Annotated in this window: 16 protein-coding genes; 6 read left to right on the forward strand and 10 right to left on the reverse strand. The window is 67.3% G+C overall.

What is annotated here, in order from left to right; all coding sequences use genetic code 11:
- Positions 1 to 586: 586 nt before the first annotated feature.
- The 5 genes from JHD80_RS03115 to JHD80_RS03135 form a co-directional block, all read right to left on the reverse strand.
- Complete coding sequence (locus JHD80_RS03115) at positions 587 to 1,489, reverse strand: polysaccharide deacetylase family protein (protein ID WP_199084917.1); 903 nt, start codon at positions 1,487 to 1,489, stop codon at positions 587 to 589.
- A gap of 171 nt (positions 1,490 to 1,660) precedes the next feature.
- Positions 1,661 to 3,364 carry a dipeptide ABC transporter ATP-binding protein gene (locus JHD80_RS29045; protein WP_199084918.1) on the reverse strand — a complete coding sequence of 568 codons (1,704 nt, stop codon included), beginning with the start codon at positions 3,362 to 3,364 and terminating at the stop codon, positions 1,661 to 1,663.
- The gene (locus tag JHD80_RS03125; protein WP_199084919.1) at positions 3,361 to 4,239 is read right to left on the reverse strand and encodes an ABC transporter permease; all 879 of its coding nucleotides are present in this window, start codon (positions 4,237 to 4,239) and stop codon (positions 3,361 to 3,363) included. The genes JHD80_RS29045 and JHD80_RS03125 overlap by 4 nt, the downstream gene beginning before the upstream one ends.
- Positions 4,236 to 5,210: an ABC transporter permease gene (locus JHD80_RS03130; RefSeq protein WP_199084920.1), complete on the reverse strand. Its 975-nt coding sequence runs from the start codon at positions 5,208 to 5,210 to the stop codon at positions 4,236 to 4,238. The genes JHD80_RS03125 and JHD80_RS03130 overlap by 4 nt, the downstream gene beginning before the upstream one ends.
- A 22-nt stretch (positions 5,211 to 5,232) precedes the next feature.
- Positions 5,233 to 5,934, reverse strand: coding sequence for a creatininase family protein (locus JHD80_RS03135; RefSeq protein WP_199084921.1), 702 nt, complete (start codon positions 5,932 to 5,934; stop codon positions 5,233 to 5,235).
- Between the two features lie 141 nt (positions 5,935 to 6,075).
- Here JHD80_RS03135 and JHD80_RS03140 point away from each other — a divergent pair, with 141 nt between their 5' ends.
- The 5 genes from JHD80_RS03140 (at position 6,076) to JHD80_RS03160 (ending at position 11,091) form a co-directional block, all read left to right on the forward strand.
- Entirely contained in the window at positions 6,076 to 6,612 is a 537-nt protein-coding gene (locus JHD80_RS03140; protein ID WP_199084922.1) for a MarR family winged helix-turn-helix transcriptional regulator, read from the forward strand.
- A 31-nt stretch (positions 6,613 to 6,643) separates the two neighbouring features.
- Entirely contained in the window at positions 6,644 to 8,236 is a 1,593-nt protein-coding gene (locus JHD80_RS03145; RefSeq protein WP_199084923.1) for an ABC transporter substrate-binding protein, read from the forward strand.
- 145 nt (positions 8,237 to 8,381) lie between these two features.
- The gene (locus JHD80_RS03150; RefSeq protein WP_199084924.1) at positions 8,382 to 9,329 is read left to right on the forward strand and encodes an isoaspartyl peptidase/L-asparaginase family protein; all 948 of its coding nucleotides are present in this window, start codon (positions 8,382 to 8,384) and stop codon (positions 9,327 to 9,329) included.
- Positions 9,326 to 10,363, forward strand: coding sequence for a 2-dehydropantoate 2-reductase N-terminal domain-containing protein (locus tag JHD80_RS03155; RefSeq protein ID WP_199084925.1), 1,038 nt, complete (start codon positions 9,326 to 9,328; stop codon positions 10,361 to 10,363). The genes JHD80_RS03150 and JHD80_RS03155 overlap by 4 nt, the downstream gene beginning before the upstream one ends.
- Positions 10,336 to 11,091 carry an SDR family NAD(P)-dependent oxidoreductase gene (locus JHD80_RS03160; RefSeq protein ID WP_199084926.1) on the forward strand — a complete coding sequence of 252 codons (756 nt, stop codon included), beginning with the start codon at positions 10,336 to 10,338 and terminating at the stop codon, positions 11,089 to 11,091. Before JHD80_RS03155 ends, JHD80_RS03160 begins: the two co-directional genes overlap by 28 nt.
- 148 nt (positions 11,092 to 11,239) lie before the next feature.
- On the opposite strand, the gene JHD80_RS03165 is transcribed toward JHD80_RS03160, so the two are convergent.
- From JHD80_RS03165 to JHD80_RS03175, 3 genes are all read right to left on the reverse strand, one after another.
- Positions 11,240 to 11,674: a VOC family protein gene (locus JHD80_RS03165; RefSeq protein ID WP_199084927.1), complete on the reverse strand. Its 435-nt coding sequence runs from the start codon at positions 11,672 to 11,674 to the stop codon at positions 11,240 to 11,242.
- 63 nt (positions 11,675 to 11,737) lie between these two features.
- Positions 11,738 to 12,283 carry an SRPBCC family protein gene (locus JHD80_RS03170; protein WP_199084928.1) on the reverse strand — a complete coding sequence of 182 codons (546 nt, stop codon included), beginning with the start codon at positions 12,281 to 12,283 and terminating at the stop codon, positions 11,738 to 11,740.
- A gap of 40 nt (positions 12,284 to 12,323) precedes the next feature.
- Positions 12,324 to 12,671: an ArsR/SmtB family transcription factor gene (locus JHD80_RS03175; RefSeq protein WP_199085005.1), complete on the reverse strand. Its 348-nt coding sequence runs from the start codon at positions 12,669 to 12,671 to the stop codon at positions 12,324 to 12,326.
- A 155-nt stretch (positions 12,672 to 12,826) separates the two neighbouring features.
- Here JHD80_RS03175 and JHD80_RS03180 point away from each other — a divergent pair, with 155 nt between their 5' ends.
- The gene (locus tag JHD80_RS03180; RefSeq protein WP_199084929.1) at positions 12,827 to 14,281 is read left to right on the forward strand and encodes an AMP nucleosidase; all 1,455 of its coding nucleotides are present in this window, start codon (positions 12,827 to 12,829) and stop codon (positions 14,279 to 14,281) included.
- Between the two features lie 188 nt (positions 14,282 to 14,469).
- On the opposite strand, the gene ubiB is transcribed toward JHD80_RS03180, so the two are convergent.
- Together ubiB and ubiE are read right to left on the reverse strand one after the other, a co-directional pair.
- Complete coding sequence (gene ubiB / locus JHD80_RS03185) at positions 14,470 to 16,026, reverse strand: 2-polyprenylphenol 6-hydroxylase (protein ID WP_199084930.1); 1,557 nt, start codon at positions 16,024 to 16,026, stop codon at positions 14,470 to 14,472.
- 106 nt (positions 16,027 to 16,132) lie between these two features.
- Positions 16,133 to 16,894 (reverse strand): bifunctional demethylmenaquinone methyltransferase/2-methoxy-6-polyprenyl-1,4-benzoquinol methylase UbiE, encoded by a 762-nt coding sequence (gene ubiE, locus JHD80_RS03190; RefSeq protein ID WP_199084931.1) that lies wholly within the window; start codon positions 16,892 to 16,894, stop codon positions 16,133 to 16,135.
- Between the last annotated feature and the right edge of the window lie 23 nt (positions 16,895 to 16,917).

Here is a 16,917-nt window from a genome sequence, read left to right on the forward strand (position 1 = left end):
CCCCCCCCCCCCCCCCCCCCCCCCCCCCCCCCCCCCCCCCCCCCCCCCCCCCCCCCCCCCCCCCCCCCCCCCCCCCCCCCCCCCCCCCCCCCCCCCCCCCCCCCCCCCCCCCCCCCCCCCTTTTCCGCCTAGAGTCTCGTGGGCTCGGAGATGTGTATAAGAGACAGGCGCGCGGCTGCGGCGCGGGCATGGCTGGCGGCTGCGGACGCGGCGCCGTCGGAGCCGGCTGCATCTGCGGCGGGCGCGGGGCCTGCGGCTGGGCGGGGGCGGATGGAGCCCCGGGTCTTTCCGGGCCGCGCTGGCCGGGCTGCGCGCCTCCCGGCGCCTGCGGACGCCGTGGCCCGCGCGGATCCTCGTCTCCGGAAGAGGGGGCCTGTGCGACCCTGTATCCGGCCTGGGCAAAGGCCTGTCCGGCTTGCGAAAGGACGAGGGCCGGCAGGACGGTCCCGACCAGCAACCAGCGTTTCGTGCGCATTTCTTTTCCCGTCGTTCGTTTCAACCTGCGGGTATCAGGCCCCTTGTGGCCTGAACCCGCGATGAAGCGAAAACGGCAGGAATCGGGCAGCGGTTCCGCTACCCGTGCCGTTTACAGGCCGGCCTGCTCCTTCACATAGGCCGCGATCTCGGCATGGGTCGCGAACCAGCAATCGCCCTTGGCCTTGGCCAGGCGCACCAGTTCCTCGAGGATCCAGAAGCGCGAGCGATAGGTGATGACATGCGGGTGCATGGTCAGCAGGAAGAGCCCGCCTTCGGCATAGGCGCCCTCGAACTCGCGGCGGAAAATGTCGAAGACGGCTTCCGGCGCCGTATAGGGCCTGAGCGCCTGGAAGCGGTTCATGCTGAGATAGGGCGCGTCGTCGCGGATCCACTCGACGGGCAGTTCGACGATGCCGGTCGGCTCGCCCTTCTCGACGATCTCATAGGGATCGTCATCGGCGAAGAGCGAGGAATCGTAGAGCAGGCCGAGCTCGCGCTCGATCGCGAGCGTCACGTCGGAGAAATCCCAGGACGGCGTGCGCATGCCAACCGGGCGGACGCCGGTGACCTTCTCCAGCGTATCGGCCGAGCGCAGGTGGAGTTCGCGCTCGTTCTCAGGCGGCACCGCCGTGTTGACCTCGTGGATCCAGCCATGGAGGCCGATCTCGTGGCCGGCGCCGATGATGCGGCGCTGCTCTTCCGGATAGAGCAGGGCCGTGACGGCCGGCACGAAGAAGCTTGCGGGGATATCCTGCCGCTTCAGCAGATCGAGGATGCGGGGCACGCCGACGCGGTTGCCGTACTGGCCCCAGGAGAGGCGCCCGACCGACTTGCCGCCGTCACGCAATTCGTTGGTCTCGTGATCGACATCGAAGGAGAGCGCCACGGCGCAGCGGGCGCCGTTCTTCCATTTTGCCGGCTTCAGATTGCGGCCGGCGCGGACCTGCTCGACCTTGCCGCGCCAGACCTCTTCCGGCCATTGCCAGGGCAGGAGTTCATTGGGTTCGGTCATGGCAGGCTCCTCTCGATAGGCATGCGCATCGTTCAAGTCCCCCGTCATTCCGGACAAGCCGCAGGGCGGCGCCGATCCGGGATCCATCGGAGGGCACCGCGCCTTACGATGGAGTCCGGGTCTGCGCTTCGCTGCGCCCGGAACGACGGCGCTGTTTCGGCAAGCTGACCATTACCCACCCGGCAATACGGGCACGGCGGCGAGCAGGCGCTTGGTGTAGTCGTGCTGCGGGCGGTCGTAGACCTCGCCGGCCTGGCCGCTCTCGACGATCTTGCCGCGATACATGATCGCGACGCGGTCGCAGAGATGGCGGACCACCGAGAGGTCGTGCGAGATGAAGATCAACGTCAGGTCGAGTTCCTGCCTGAGCCGTATCAGCAGGTTGATGATCTGCGCCTGGATCGAGACGTCGAGCGAGGCGACCGGCTCGTCGCAGACGACGACATCGGGCTGCATCGCGAGCGCGCGGGCGATGGCGACGCGCTGACGCTGGCCGCCGGAGAACTGGTGCGGGTAGCGGTCCGCGAATTCGGGATTGAGCCCGACCGCGGCCAGCCATTGCCGGACATAGATCTTTGCCTGCGCGCGCTCGACGAGCCCATGCGCCAGAGGCCCCTCGGCGATGCTATCGCCCACGGTCATGCGCGGGTTGAGCGAGGCGAAGGGGTCCTGGAAGATCGTCTGGACGCGCGTCGTCACCTTGTGAGGCTGCTCGCCCGCGCTCATCACCGGGGCGCCGTCGATGCGGACGGAGCCGCTATCGGGCGCATAGATGCCGGCGGCGACGCGCCCCAGCGTCGACTTGCCGGAGCCGGATTCGCCGACGAGGCCGAGCGCCTCGCCGCGCTTCAACACCAACGTGACGTCGTCGACCGCCTGCACCGCGACCGGCGCCTTCGATAGCCCCGCCTTCTGCGCAAGCTTGCGGAACAGGCCGGGGGTCTGGGCGAAGCGCTTCGCGACATGCTCGATGCGGACATAGTGCTCGGCGTCGGCGACCGCTGTCGGAGCTTGTTTGGCAACCCGCGGCGGCGGAGCGACATCGGAGCCGACGCCGCCGGCCAGCAGCTTGCCGGGTTCCGAGCGCGAGGGCAGCGCATCGAGCAGCGCCTGCGTATAGGCGTGCTGCGGATGGGTCAGCACCTGAAGCGTCGGCCCGGCCTCGACGATCTTGCCGTGGCGCATGACGCAGACATGGTCTGCCAGCTCCGCGACGACGGCGAGGTCGTGGCTGATCCAGATCAGCGCCGTCCCGAGCTCGGCGACGAGTTCCTTCATCTCCGCGAGAATCTCGGCCTGGACGGAGACGTCGAGCGCGGTGGTCGGCTCGTCGCAAATGATCAGCTTCGGCCGGTGCAGCAGGGCGATCGCGATGGCGACGCGCTGGCGCATGCCGCCGGAGAACTGGTGCGGGTAGAAATCGACCTTGGCCTCGGGATCGGGAATGCGGACCTGCGCCAAGGCCGCGACGGAGCGGCGCCGCGCCTCGGCGCCGGAGACCGTCTCGTGCGCCTCCAGGGCGAGCCGGATCTGCGTGCCGATGGTCAGCATCGGGTTCAGCGTCATCATCGGGTCCTGGAAGACCATCGAGATCTGCTTGCCGCGGATTTTTCGCAGATCGGACGGAGCCAGTCCGACGAGTTCGCGCCCTTCCAGCTTGACCGAGGAGCCCGGTTCGACACGGCCCGGCGGATCGATCAGCCCGATGATCGAAAAGCCGGTGATGCTCTTGCCCGAGCCGGATTCGCCGACGAGGCCCATGACCTCGCCGCGCTTCAGCGCGAAGGAGACGCCGTCGACCGCCTTCACCACGCCGGCGCGGGCGTGAAAATGGGTGGCGAGGTTCGTGACCTGGAGGAGAGGCGCGTCGCTCATCGCTTCAGCCTCGGATTGACCTGATCGCGAATGCGGTCGCCGACGAGGTTGATGGCGACGATCAGCACGATGAGCGCGATGCCGGGATAGATCGAGATCCAGTAGCGGCCGGACAGCATGTACTGGAAACCGTTGGCTATGAGCATGCCGAGCGAGGGCTCGGTGACCGGCAGGCCGACGCCGAGGAAGGACAAGGTCGCCTCCAGTGCGATCGCATTGGCCACCTGCACGGTCGCGACGACGATCAAGGGCGGCAGGCAGTTCGGGAAGATATGGCGCAGGACGACGCGCCAGGCCGGCAAAGGCGTCGAGAGCACCGCCTCGACATAGTCCTTGCCGCGCTCGGCCGAGGCCGCGCCATGGGCCGTGCGGGCGAAATAGGCGTATTGCGCGGCGGCCAGCGCAGCGATGAGCTGCATCTTGCCCTGGCCGAGCAAGGCCGAGAGCACCAGCGCCAGCAGGATCGCCGGGAAGGCAAGCTGCAGGTCGATGACGCGCATGATGAAGGCCTCGCGCCTTCCGCCGGCATAGGCCGCGCCGATGCCGAGCGAGACGCCGAGAATGAAGGCGACGGCGCCCGCCACCAATCCCATCTGCAGGGAGATGCGCAGGCCGTAGAGGATGGCCGAGAGCAGGTCGCGCCCCTGCGCGTCGGTGCCGAGCCAATGCGTATAGCCGCCCTCGCCGACGAAACCCGGCGGGCGGCGCGCATCGGAGAGCGAGAGATTGGCGAGGTCGTAGGGGTCCTGCGGCGCGACCAGCGGCGCGAGTAGGGCGATGCCGATCATCAGCACGACGACGGCCAGCGCTACGACCGCGGTCCGGCTCTCGCGGAATTCGGCCCAGAAGCGGGCGGCGGGGGACGCGTCGGTCATCGTGCGCCTCCCTTCCTCAATCGCGGATCGAGCCCGACATAGGCGAGGTCGACGAGGAAATTGATGGTGATGAAGACGAAGGCGACGAGCATCAGGTAGGCGACCATGACCGGCCGGTCGAGCGACTGGATGGAGTCGATAATCAGCTTGCCGATGCCGGGCCAGGAAAAGATCGTCTCGGTGACCACGGCGAAGGCGAGCGTCGAGCCGAATTCGAGGCCGAAGACCGTGACGAGCGGGATCGCGATCAGCCTGAGCACATGGCGGCGCAGCACGGTCCATTCCGAGAGGCCGGCAGCGCGGGCGAATTTCACGGTGTCCGAGAGCATGGTCTCGCGCGTGCCGGCCCTCGCGAGGCGCGTCATCAAAGCGAGCTTGAAGAAGGCGAGGTTGAGTGCCGGCAGCAGCAGATGGCTCAGGCCGTTCAGCGTCAGGAAGCTCCACGCGACACCGAAGATGGAAACGGTCTCGCCGCGCCCGCCAGCCGGAAGCCATTGCAGTTCGACGGCGAAGGCCATGATCAGCACGAGGCCGATCCAGAAGGTCGGTACCGAGAAGCCGAGGATCGAGATCGTCATGATCAGCTTGGAGGCGACGCTATCGGGTCTGTAGCCGGCATAGATTCCGGCTGGGATGCCGATCAGCGCCGCGCCGCAGACGGCGGCCAGCGTCAGTTCCAGCGTCGCCGGCAGGCGCGACAGGATCAGATCCATCACCGGCATGCCGAAGACGAAGGAGCGGCCGAAATCGCCGTGCAGCACGCGCCCGAGGAAGGTCAGGTACTGCTCCCAGAGCGGACGGTCGAGCCCGTAATGGGCGATGGTCTGGAGGCGCAGTTCCTGGCTGACATCGGGACCGATCAGCACGTCGATCGGATTGCCGATCGCGTAGACGCCGACGAAGACCAGCACCGACATGACGAGCATGACGACGAGGGCCTGCGCCAGGCGGGAGGCGATGTGGCCTAGCATCGGTGGAGCTTTCGGCGCGGCCTCACGGCCAGTTCTCCACCATCGCGGCGCGGGTTTCCTCGACGCCGACCTGCCACAGCCCAAGCATCTCCTCGTCCGGCCGCTGGTAGAGGCCGTGGAAATTGCCGTCGCCGAGGATCTCGCGGCGCTTGGCCGGGCTCGCGGCCTGATATTCGGCCGGGTTGAAAGGCGACTTCAGCGTATCGGGCATGGCCACGCCGGCGAGCCGCGTCCAGGGGAAATTCTCCATCCAGGAGGCGTGGGAGGCGGCGGGATCGACCGCCTTCACCGCTGCCTGGAATTGCGGCGCCGCCCACCAGTTATGCAGGCGGATGCTGGCGTCCGGGTGCTTGTCCATCCATTCGACCGCGAAGTTCAGCGCCGGCGAATTGCCGCCATGGCCGTTGACGAGGACAATGCGGCGGAAGCCCGAGCGGTAGAAGCCGTCGAAGATGTCGCAGAGCAAGGCCGCATAGGTGCTCATCTTCAGGGAAATGCTGCCGGGAAAATTCAGGAAGCCCGGCGTCAGGCCATAGGCCAGGACCGGGAAGACGGGGATGCCCAGCGGCTCCGCCGCCTCCTGCGCCACGCGCTCGGACAGGATCACGTCGGTCGCCAGGCTCAAGTAAGCGTGCTGCTCGACGCTGCCGAGCGGCAGCACGCAGCGATCGTCCCGCTTCGCCTGAGCCTCGATCTGCATCCAGTTCAAATCGGCGACACGCACGGCGCGATCCTTGCTTCGCTTTCCCAAGCGGTAGACAATCCCGTCCGGCGGCACGGACCGCCCGACTACCGGCATCCTTGACTCCGGCGTCCCGGAGCGTCAAGTTCCATTTGGAACTAAATCGGCCGAGAGATTGTCCCGATGCGACGCGCGCCAACCTCCCCTTCCCGCGTCGATCCCGAGCGCGGAGCAGCGCTCGCCGAGCTCGACCCGCTGACGGTGACCAAGCTCTGGGACAATCCCTGCTGGCTGTCCTTCCGGCTGAATTTCGTCGCCTTCCGCTTCAACGACCCGGTCTATCGCTGGATCGAGACGCGCTACGGCCTGGTGCGCCCCGAATTCGTCGCGCTCTATGCGGTGGGGCTGAAGGAAGGCGTTGCCGCCAAGAACATCGTGGCGTCCTCCGGCCTGCCGAAGAACACGCTCTCGCGCGCCGTGCAGAAGCTGCTGCAGCGGCGCCTGCTCAAGCGCGAGACCGATCCCGCGGATCTGCGCAGCTATGTGCTCCATCTCACGCCGGCAGGCCGCAAGATCTTCGACGAGACGATGGTGCCGATGGTCGAGCACCAGACGACGATGCTTGCCGGCCTCAGCGAGGACGAGCAGCGGCAGCTCTGCGCGCTGATGGACAAGCTCGTCATCGCCTCGCCCGCCTGGCCTCACGAACTCCAGTCATAACCATAAACCACGTCAATCAGGGGATACCGTCATGAAACTTGCCCAAAGCTTCCGCCTTGCCGCCTTCGCCGCCCTGCTCGGCGCCACCGTCTCGACCGGCGCGCTCGCCCAGACCCTGACGATCGGCGTCCGCGCCGGTCCGGAATCGATCGACCCGCATTTCACCGCGACCGGCACCCATGCCGAGGCGCTGAAGCACGTCTTCGACACCCTGACCTGGTCCGGCGACAAGCTCCAGATCGAGCCGCGGCTGGCACTGAGCTGGAAGACGCTGGAGCCGACGGTCTGGGAGTTCAAGCTGCGCCCCGGCGTCAAATTCCATGACGGCTCGGACTTCACCGCCGAGGACGTGAAGTTCTCGATCGAGCGCATCCCGGTCGTCGCGGGCCCGAACCCGACCACGATCTATGTCCGGCGCGTCAAGGAGGTGAAGATCGTCGACCCGCTGACGGTCCATATCGTCACCGACGGACCGGCGCCGAACCTGCCGAACGATTTCATCCGCCTCTTCATCGTCTCGCACAAGGCCGCGGCCGGCCTGACCAAGGACAGTGCCAACGAGGCCTTCAATTCCGGCAAGGCCGCAATCGGCACCGGCCCCTACAAGTTCGTCTCCTGGACGCCGAAGGACCAGATGGTGCTGGACCGGTTCGACGGCTACTGGGGCGCGAAGGAGCCCTGGGCCAAGGTCGTGCGCAAGGAACTGCCGAACGACGCCGCCCGCGTCGCGCAGCTCAAGGCCGGCCAGGTCGACATCATCGTGCGCGCGCCGGCTTCCGACGTGCCGACGCTGAAGCGCGACGCCAAGCTCACCGTCGCCACGATCGAGAGCGTCTATCTCTTCAACATGGAACTCGACATGCGGGACAAGACCCCGCAGGTCACCGCCAAGGACGGCTCGGCCCTACCGAAGAACCCGCTGCAGGACGTCCGGGTGCGCGAGGCGTTCGATCTCGCCATCGACCGGCCGGCGCTCGCCGAGATCGCCATGGAAGGGCTCGGCTCTCCCGCCAACCAGCTGGTGACGCCGACCATCGCCGGTTTCAACAAGAGCTTGCCGGCGCTCAAGCCCGACCTCGCCAAGGCCAAGAAGCTGATGGAGGAGGCGGGCTATCCGAACGGCTTCAAGATCAGCTTCTCCTTCACCAATGACCGCCTGCCCGGCGACCGGCAGGTCGGCACCTCGATCGCGCAGATGCTGGCGCGCATCGGCGTCGAGGTGAACGCCAATGCCCAGCCCGGCGCGGTGTTCTTCCCGGCGCGCCTGCGCGGCGAATTCTCGATGTCGATGTCGGGCTGGGGCACGCTGACGGGCGAGGCGAACTACACCTTGTCCTCCCTGGTGCATTCCAACGACCCGGCCAAGAAGCTCGGCGCCTTCAACATCCAGAACTATGCCAATCCCCAGGTCGACAAGCTGATCGAGGATGCCGGCATCGAGATGGACGAGGCCAAGCGCAACCAGATGCTGGCCGATGTCGCCGCGATCGTCGCCAAGGACCGGCCGCGCCTGCCGATCACCGCCGTGGGCTCCGCCTGGGCGATGCAGAAGGACAAGGTGACGATCTCGCCGCGCGTCGACGAGGACACGCTGGCGATGGACATCAAGCCCGCCAAGAAGTAACGGGACCGCCTTCGCGTCATGGTCGGGCTCGTCCCGGCCATCCACGCCTTCGCTTGACGCCCCGGTTCGGTGTCCGAGACGTGGATGCTCGCATCGGGGCGAGCCTGACGGCCTGCCTCGCACAACGACTGATCGGAAGACGAACATGACCCTCGCGCTTGCCATCCATGGCGGCTGCGGCACGCTGCCGAAAGCCGAGATGACGGAGGCCGAATGGGCCCAGGCTCGGTCCGACCTCGCCAGCGCCCTGCGCGCCGGCTGGGCGATCCTGAGCAAGGGTGGTGCGGCCGTCGACGCCGTTGAGGCAGCCGTGCGGGTGATGGAGGATTCCCCGCATTTCAACGCTGGCCATGGCGCGGCCTTCAACAGCGACGGCGAGCATGAGCTCGACGCCTCGATCATGGACGGAGCGACGCTGGCCGCCGGCGCGGTCTGCGGCGCCAAGCGCATCCGCAACCCGATCACGGCCGCCAAGGCCTTGATGCTGCGCGGCGATCCGCTGCTGCTCGCCGGCCCCGCGGCCGATGATTTCGCCGAGCATGAGGGCGTCGATACCGTCGCGAACGAGTATTTCTCGACCGAGCGCCGGCGCAAGAACCTCGCCTCGATGAAGCTGCGCGAGATCGTCGGCACCGCCGCCGAGGCGAGCGAGGCCGAGAAGCACGGCACGGTCGGCGCCGTCGCCTGCGACGCGCAGGGCCATCTCGCCGCCGCGACCTCGACCGGCGGCTATACCAACAAGCCGGTCGGCCGCGTCGGCGATTCCCCGATCATCGGCGCCGGGACCTATGCCCGCGACGGGCGCTGCGCCGTCTCCGGCACCGGCAAGGGCGAATATTTCATCCGCTACTGCGTCGGCCACGAGATCGCATCGCTGATCGCTTACAAGGGCCTCTCGCTGGAGGCGGCGACGGATGCGGTTCTTGCGGAACTCTCCGAGCACAAGATCGGAGCCGGGCTGGTGGCGGTCGGCGCCGATGGCGCGATCGTGGCGCCCTACAACACTGAAGGCATGTATCGGGGCTGGGTGACGGCGGACGGACTCGTCCATGTCGCCACGCACGACCATGTCGAACTGGCGGGGCAGGCGTGAGCGAACCCATCCTGATCTGGGGCGCCGGCGCGATCGGCGGCACGCTCGGCGCCTATTGGGCGCGGGCCGGCGTGCCGGTTCTGCTCGTCGACATCGTCCCCGAGCATGTCGAAGCCTGCCGGACCAAGGGGCTCGCCATTTCCGGGCCGGTCGAGGAATTCACGCAAGTCGTGCCGGCCGCGACGCCAGCCGAATTGACCGGCCGCTACAGCCGCATCGTCCTTGCCGTGAAGGCCGGCGCGACGGAGGCCGCGCTCGACGCGCTCAAGCCGCATCTCGCCGAGGACGGTTTCGTGCTCTCTGCCCAGAACGGGCTGAACGAGCTCGCCATCGCCAGGGCTGTCGGCGAGCGGCGCACCATGGGCTGCTTCGTCAATTTCGGCGCCGACTGGCTCGGACCGGGCGAGATCCTCTATGGCAATCGCGGTGCGACCGTCGTCGGCGAGCTCGACGGATCGATGAGCGAGCGGGTCGTCGAGATGCACCGGCTGATGACGCTGTTCGAGCCGGACGCGATCCTGACGGACAACATCTTCGGCTATCTCTGGGGCAAGCTCGCCTATGGCGCGATGCTGTTCGGGACGGCGCTGACCGACGATTCGATGTCGGCGAATTTTGCGGACCCGGAGCGGCTTCCGGTCTGGCTGGCGCTCGGCCGGGAAGTCGGCGCGGTCGCGGCCAAGCGCGGCGTGACCTCCCTCGGTTTCGGCGATTTTGACCCGATGGTCTTCGCGCCCGGCCGGCCGAAAGGTCCGCAGATCGAGACGATCAACTGGCTGGCGCACTACACCGCGCAGACCGCCAAGACCCATTCCGGCATCTGGCGCGACCTCGCAGTGCGCAAGCGCAAGACCGAGGTCGACCCGCAGATCGGCGTCATCGCGACACTCGGCCGCGAGGTCGGCATCGCGACGACCGCGATCGAGACGCTGGTTTCGCTCATCCACGACATCGAGGACGGCCGCCGCCCGATGGCCTTCGAGACGCTGAAAGTATTGATCGACCGATGCAGATCCGCTTCGACGGCCGCGTAGCCCTCGTCACCGGCGCAGCCCAGGGCATCGGGCGCGCAATCGCCGCCGCCCTGGCCGAGGCAGGCGCACGCGTCCACCTGGCCGATATCGATGCAGCCGGGGTGCAGGCCACAGCGAAAGAGATCGGCGCGATCGGCCATGCCGCCGATCTCGGCTCACCCGAGGCCGCACAGGCTCTGGTGCGCGACATCGTGGCGAGGGATGGCCGGCTCGACCTTCTCGTCCATGCCGCGGGCGGCGTGCGCGGGCAAGTCGGCCGGGCGATCGAGGCGGTTTCCGAGGGGGATTGGCGGGTGATCTTCGCCGCCAATGTCGATGCCGCCTTCTTCCTGGCGCAGGCGGCGGCACCCGTGATGAAGCAGGGCGGCTACGGGCGGATCGTGACGATCTCGTCCGGCGCGGGTCTGCGGCCGAGCCTTACCGGCATCCAGGCCTATGCCAGCGCCAAGCATGCGCTGGTCGGCCTGACCAAGCAGCTCGCCTGGGAATTCGGCCCGCACGGCATCACCGTGAATTCGGTGGCGCCGGGCTTCGTGCGCTCCAATCCCGCGACCGAGCGGCAATGGCAGAGCTATGGGCCGGAGGGGCAGAAGAAGCTCGTCGAAAGCATCCATACCCGCCGGCTCGGCACGCCCGAGGATATCGCCAGCGCCACGCTGTTCTTCCTGAGCGAGCAGGCCAGCTGGATCAGCGGGCAGGTGCTCTCGGTGGATGGCGGGCGGTCGTAGGACGGCTGACTTCCTCGGAACCACGCCGTCATCCCGGACAAGCGGCGAAGCCGCGCAGATCCGGGATCCATCGTAGAGCGCGGAGCCTTACGATGGATCCCGGGTCAAGCCCGGAATGACGGGGTGTTTCCTCGGGAAACCGGCTATGTCAACCGCAATTCGCCTGATCCGCCGGCATCTCGGCGCCGACCATCCAGCTCGTGCCGAAGCGGTCCACCAGCATGCCGAAGCGCGGCGACCAGAAGGTCTCGGCCATCGGCATCGTGACCTTGGCGCCGCCTTCGGAGAGGCCGGCGAAGATGCGCTCGGCCTCTTCCGGCGTCTTCACGCCGACGCTGACGGAGACCGAGCGCATCGGACCGTCCGAGCGATTCGGCGGCGCGTCGGAGGCCATCAGCATCTGACCGTCGATCTCCAGGCAGGCATGCAGGATCTTGTCTCGCCATTCGGCCGAAACATGCTCCTCCGCCGGCGTGCCCTTGTGATCCATCATGGCGAGCACCTTGCCGCCAAGCACCTTCTCGTAATGGGTGAAGGCTTCCCGGCAATTGCCGTCGAACATCAGATAGGTCGAGAGCTTCATGGTTCGTCCTCCTCGTTGAGCACGTAAAAATCGGAGCTTGCCGGATGGCCGGCGGGCGAGGGCTCAGGCGGCGCGCTCGGCCGCCGCCTTCATCGCCCTGAGCCCGGCCTCGAAATCGCCGCCGACCATGCGGTCCATGTCCATGAAGACATGCATGATCTTGCCGATGAAGGGCGTCGGGCCGGTCATGATCCAGGTCACGTTGGTCTGCTGGCCCTGCGGCGTCAGCGCGAAGACGACGTCGTTATGTGCCTCGAAGGGCTTGAGGAAATCGAGCTTGAGCCCGAGCTTGCCGGGCACTTGGGCCTCGGTGATGCGCATGCTGCCCTCGCCGACATTCTTGTCGCCGGCCCAGGCATAGGTCGCGCCGACCCCGGTCTCGGGGCCGCCGAAGCTGCGCTTCATCGCCGGGTCCTTCTTCTCCCAGGGCGACCAGGCGCTCCAGGCCCGGAAATCGGCGATCAGGGGATAGATGCGCTCCGGCGCGGCATCGATCTTGATGGAGCGCGTCACCTGGAAGGTATCGGGCTTGCCGGCCGCCAGGATCAGCACGGCGACGATGCCGACCGCGAGCAGAGCGAGAAGGCCGAGAAGAACGGTCTTGAGCATGAAAACACCTTAAGAATGAACTGAAGCGATGGTTATGAGCTCAAACGCCCGGTTTATCGGGTGGTTTTGCCTTGATCTCGCGGAGCACCGCGTCCAGCCGCCCGAGGCTCTGGTCCCAGAAACGGCTGTAATGCTCCAGCCATTGCGAGACGTCCTGAAGCGGGCCCGGGTCGAGCCGGCAGGGCCGCCACTGGGCTTCCTTCCCCCGCGTGATCAGCCCGGCGCGCTCCAGCACCTTCAGGTGCTTTGAGACGGCCGGCAGGCTCATCGCGAAGGGCTCGGCCAGTTCCTTCACCGAACTCTCGCCTTGCGACAGCCGGGCCAGGATGGCGCGGCGCGTCGGATCGGCGAGGGCGGCGAAGGTCAGGCTGAGCGGGTCCGTCGACATCATATGAAACCGATCAGTTAATTAACTTATCGGTTTACTAATCGCGTTCCTCCTGCCTGTCAACCAGGCTCGCGACAAGCTGGCGCGGGCCACCGCCGGTTGTTGTCAGGAGCGCGGACACGCGGCTAGAACCGAGTACAAGACGAGGAGGGTTCATGAGCTTCGAGACCGCAGGGACACCGGAAGCCGCCGTGGACCGGCTCGAACGGCTCTATGACGAGGCGCGCTCGGCGCTGCGCAGCGATCTGCAGCGCTTCTTCGAGACCGGCGAGGCCCCGACCGCGGATGACCGCGAGCGCTATCGCTACCCGATGCTGCGCGTGACCTACGAGCCTTCGAAGCTGCCGGAGGCGACGCGGCGCGGCTACGCGAAATTCGCGGTGCCCGGCATCTACTCGACCACGGTGACGCAGCCGGCCGAGTTCCGCGCCTATCTGCTCGACCAGCTCAGGCCGCTCGTCGCCGAATATGGCGCGATGATCGAGACCGGCGTCAGCACGCAGGAAATCCCCTACCCCTACGCGCTTGAAGGCGGCGACGAATTGGGGCGCGGCAAGATCACCGCCGCCGAGCTCGCGCGCTATTTCCCGACGCCGCTGCTCGCGCTGGTCGGCGACGAGATCGCGGATGGCACCTACGACCTGATCGAGGGCGAGCCGCGCCCGCTCTCGCTCTTCGACGCCGTCCGGGTCGACTATTCGCTGCGGCGGCTGGTGCATTACACCGGCACCGACTGGCGGGCGGTGCAGCCCTGGGTGCTATTGACCAACTATCACCGCTATGTCGACCAGTTCGTCCGGCTGGGCTTGGCCGAGATCGAGGCCGGCACGGCCGAGGCGCTGGTCGCGCCAGGCGGCATCCGCATCGACAAGGACGGCATCGACGTTTCGGCCGCCGAACGCGTGATGTCGGCGCCCTGGCATCGCTTCCAGATGCCGGCCTATCACCTGATCCGGACCGGCGGCGAGGGCGTGACGCTGGTCAATATCGGCGTCGGCCCCTCCAACGCGAAGAACATCACCGACCATCTCGCGGTGCTCCGGCCGAATTGCTGGCTGATGGTCGGCCATTGCGGGGGCCTGCGCCAGACGCAGATCATCGGCGACTATGTGCTGGCCCATGCCTATCTCCGGCAGGACCGCATCCTCGACGATCTCGTGCCGCCGGATATCCCGATTCCCGCGCTGGCGGAGGTGCAGGTCGCGCTCCAGCAGGCAGCCGCCGACATCACCGGCGAGAAGGGCGACCGGCTGAAGCAGCGCCTGCGCACCGGCACCGTCGTGACCCAGGACGACCGCAACTGGGAATTGCAATGGACCAAGGAGCGGCGGCGCATCAACCTCTCGCGCGCCATCGCGGTCGACATGGAATCGGGCACGATCGCGGCTCAAGGCTATCGGCTCAGGGTGCCCTACGGCACGCTGCTCTGCGTCTCCGACAAGCCGCTGCATGGCGAGATCAAGCTGCCCGGCGCCGCCAACGCCTTCTACGAGCGCGCCGTCGGCGAGCACCTGCGCATCGGGCTCGACGCGCTGGAGAAGCTGAAGGAGGCAGGCTCGGCAATCCATTCGCGCAAGCTGAGGAGCTTCGACGAGCCGCCGTTCCGGTAAGAAGCGCAGGATGCCGCGCCGTCATTCCGGGGCATTGCGAAGCAATGAGCCCGGAACCCAGAGCCGATGCGCTTTGTCGCCAGCGCACTGACCTGTCCTCGTTCCCGAATCCCGGCATCGGTTCTGGATTCCAGGCTCGCCGCTATGCGGCGCCCCGGAATGACGGCGTGTTTCCAGCGAAGGCAGCCTCAGCCGAAGACGCCGTAAGCCAGCAACCCCGCGATCACCCAAAGCGCGATGTTGCCCCAGCGGTTGCGCCGGGCTTCGGCGCGGCCGATCGCCTCGACGCTGCGTTCGTCGAGCGAGAAACCGTGGCGGGAGGCGTCCTCGAGCTGGCCGAGCACGCGCTCAGCGCGGACGACCGTCTCCGGCAAGGCCGCGAGCGAGCCGAGCAGGGAGCGGGCGCCGCGCCCGGCCTCCTCCAACCGCCCGATCGGGCCGAGGTTGTGGGTGATCCAGCTCCGCACCACCGGATCGGCCGTGCCCCACATGTCCAGATGCGGATCGAGCGTGCGGGCGACGCCCTCGACCACGACCATGGTCTTCTGGAGCATGACCAGCTCGGTGCGGGTCGCCATGTCGAACATGCCGGTGATCTCGAAGAGCAGGGTCAGGACCTTGGCCATCGAGATCTGGTCGGCGCGCTTGTCGTGGATCGGCTCGCCGACGGCGCGGATCGCCTGGGCAAAATCTGCGACGTCGTGATGGGCCGGGACATAGCCCGCCTCGAAATGCACCTGCGCGACGCGGGTGTAGTCGCGGGTGATGAAGCCGAGCAGGATCTCGGCGAGGAAGCGCCGCTCCTTCAAGCCGAGCCGGCCCATGATGCCGCCATCGACCGCGACGAGGCGCCCTTGCGCATCGACGAAGAGGTTTCCGGGATGCATGTCGGCATGAAAGAAGCCGTCGCGGATCGCATGCTTCAGGAAGGACTGGATGATGTTGCGCGCCAGTTCCGGCAGGTCATGGCCGGCCGCGCGCAAGCCCTCGACATCGGAGAGGCGGACGCCGTCGATCCATTCGTCGACCAGCATCTCGCGGGCCGTGAGCTGCCAATCCGGCTCCGGCACGCGGAAATCGGTATCGCCCTTGGTATTCTCCGCGAATTCGGAAAGGGCGGCGGCTTCCAGCCTGAGGTCCATCTCCATCGCGACCGAGCGGGCCAGAGTCTCGACCACGCCGGTAAAACGCAGGCGTTGCGCTTCGGCGGAGCGTTGCTCGGCCATCTCCGCGCCAAAGCGCATCGCGGCGAGATCGCGGTTGAAGCGGTCGCGGATGCCCGGACGCAGGATTTTGACCGCGACCTCGCGGCCGTCCTTCAATCGGGCGCGATGGACCTGCGCGATCGAGGCGGCCGCGACCGGCTCGCTGAATTCCGGGAACAGCGTCTCCAGCTTCACGCCATGCGCGGCTTCGACGATGGCGCGGGCTTCCGCCATCGGAAAGGCCGGCATCCGGTCCTGCAGGGCCGAGAGGTCTTCGGCGATCTTCATGCCGACGACATCGGGCCGCGTCGCCAGGAACTGGCCGAACTTCACATAGGACGGGCCGAGCCGAGTCATCGCCGCCGCGAGCCGCGTCGCGGAGGAGCCGGCGCCGCGCCTCTCGATCAGGCGGCCGATGCGGATCATGCCGCGCGCCAGCGGCGGCAGCACGGAGGGGTCGACAAGCGCGAGCGCGCCCTCGCGCGCCAGCACGAAGCCGACGCGCGCGCCGCGAGCCAAGTGGAAGAAGGAGGAGATCATGCGGTTCCAGCCGTCATGGTCGGGCCTGACCCGACCATCTCATGCCGGAAAAGGCTCCCTTCGAGAGATGCTCGGGTCAAGCCCGAGCATGACGCGGGACAACCCATCACAGCTTCCAGCCGGAATGCAGCGCCACGACGCCGCCGGTCATCGGCGTGAATTTCGCGCGGCGGAACCCGGCATCCTCGATCATGTTGGCGAAGGCCTGCGGCTTCGGGAACTTGCGGATCGACTCGACGAGGTACTGGTAGGGCTCGGCCTCGCCGGTGACCATGCGGCCCATCGGCGGGATGACCTTGAAGGAATAGGTCTCGTAGATCTTGTCGAGCAGCGGCACGTCGACATGGCTGAATTCGAGACAGAGGAAGCGCCCGCCGCGCTTCAGCACGCGATAGGCCTCGGCCAGCGCCTTGTCGATGCGCGGCACGTTCCGGATGCCGAAGGCGATGGTGTAGCAGTCGAAATGGTTGTCCGGCAGCCCGAGTTCCTCGGCATTGCCCTGGACGAAGCGGATGCGATCATTGTCGGGGAAGCGCTTGTCGGCGCGCTCGCGCCCGACGCGCAGCATGTCCGCGTTGATGTCGAGCACGGTGACGTCGGTCTCAGGGCCACCGGCCTCCAGCACCGAGAAGGCGACGTCGCCGGTGCCGCCGGCCACGTCGAGATGGTGGAAGGGGCGGTCCTTGGCCGGATTGATCGCGGTCAGGAGCGCGCTCTTCCAGACCCGGTGCAGGCCGCCCGACATCAGGTCGTTCATCAGGTCGTAGCGGTTGGCGACCTTGTGGAAGACGTCGTCGACCTTCGCCTGCTTCTCGGCGAGCTTCACCGTCTCGAAGCCGAAATGGGTGGTGTCGGAAGCTGCTGTCACGGTCGGGCCGGCCTTGTGCAAAT

Source organism: Allobosea sp. ASV33 (genome assembly GCF_016428755.1).
In the GTDB taxonomy this organism is placed as follows: domain Bacteria; phylum Pseudomonadota; class Alphaproteobacteria; order Rhizobiales; family Beijerinckiaceae; genus Allobosea.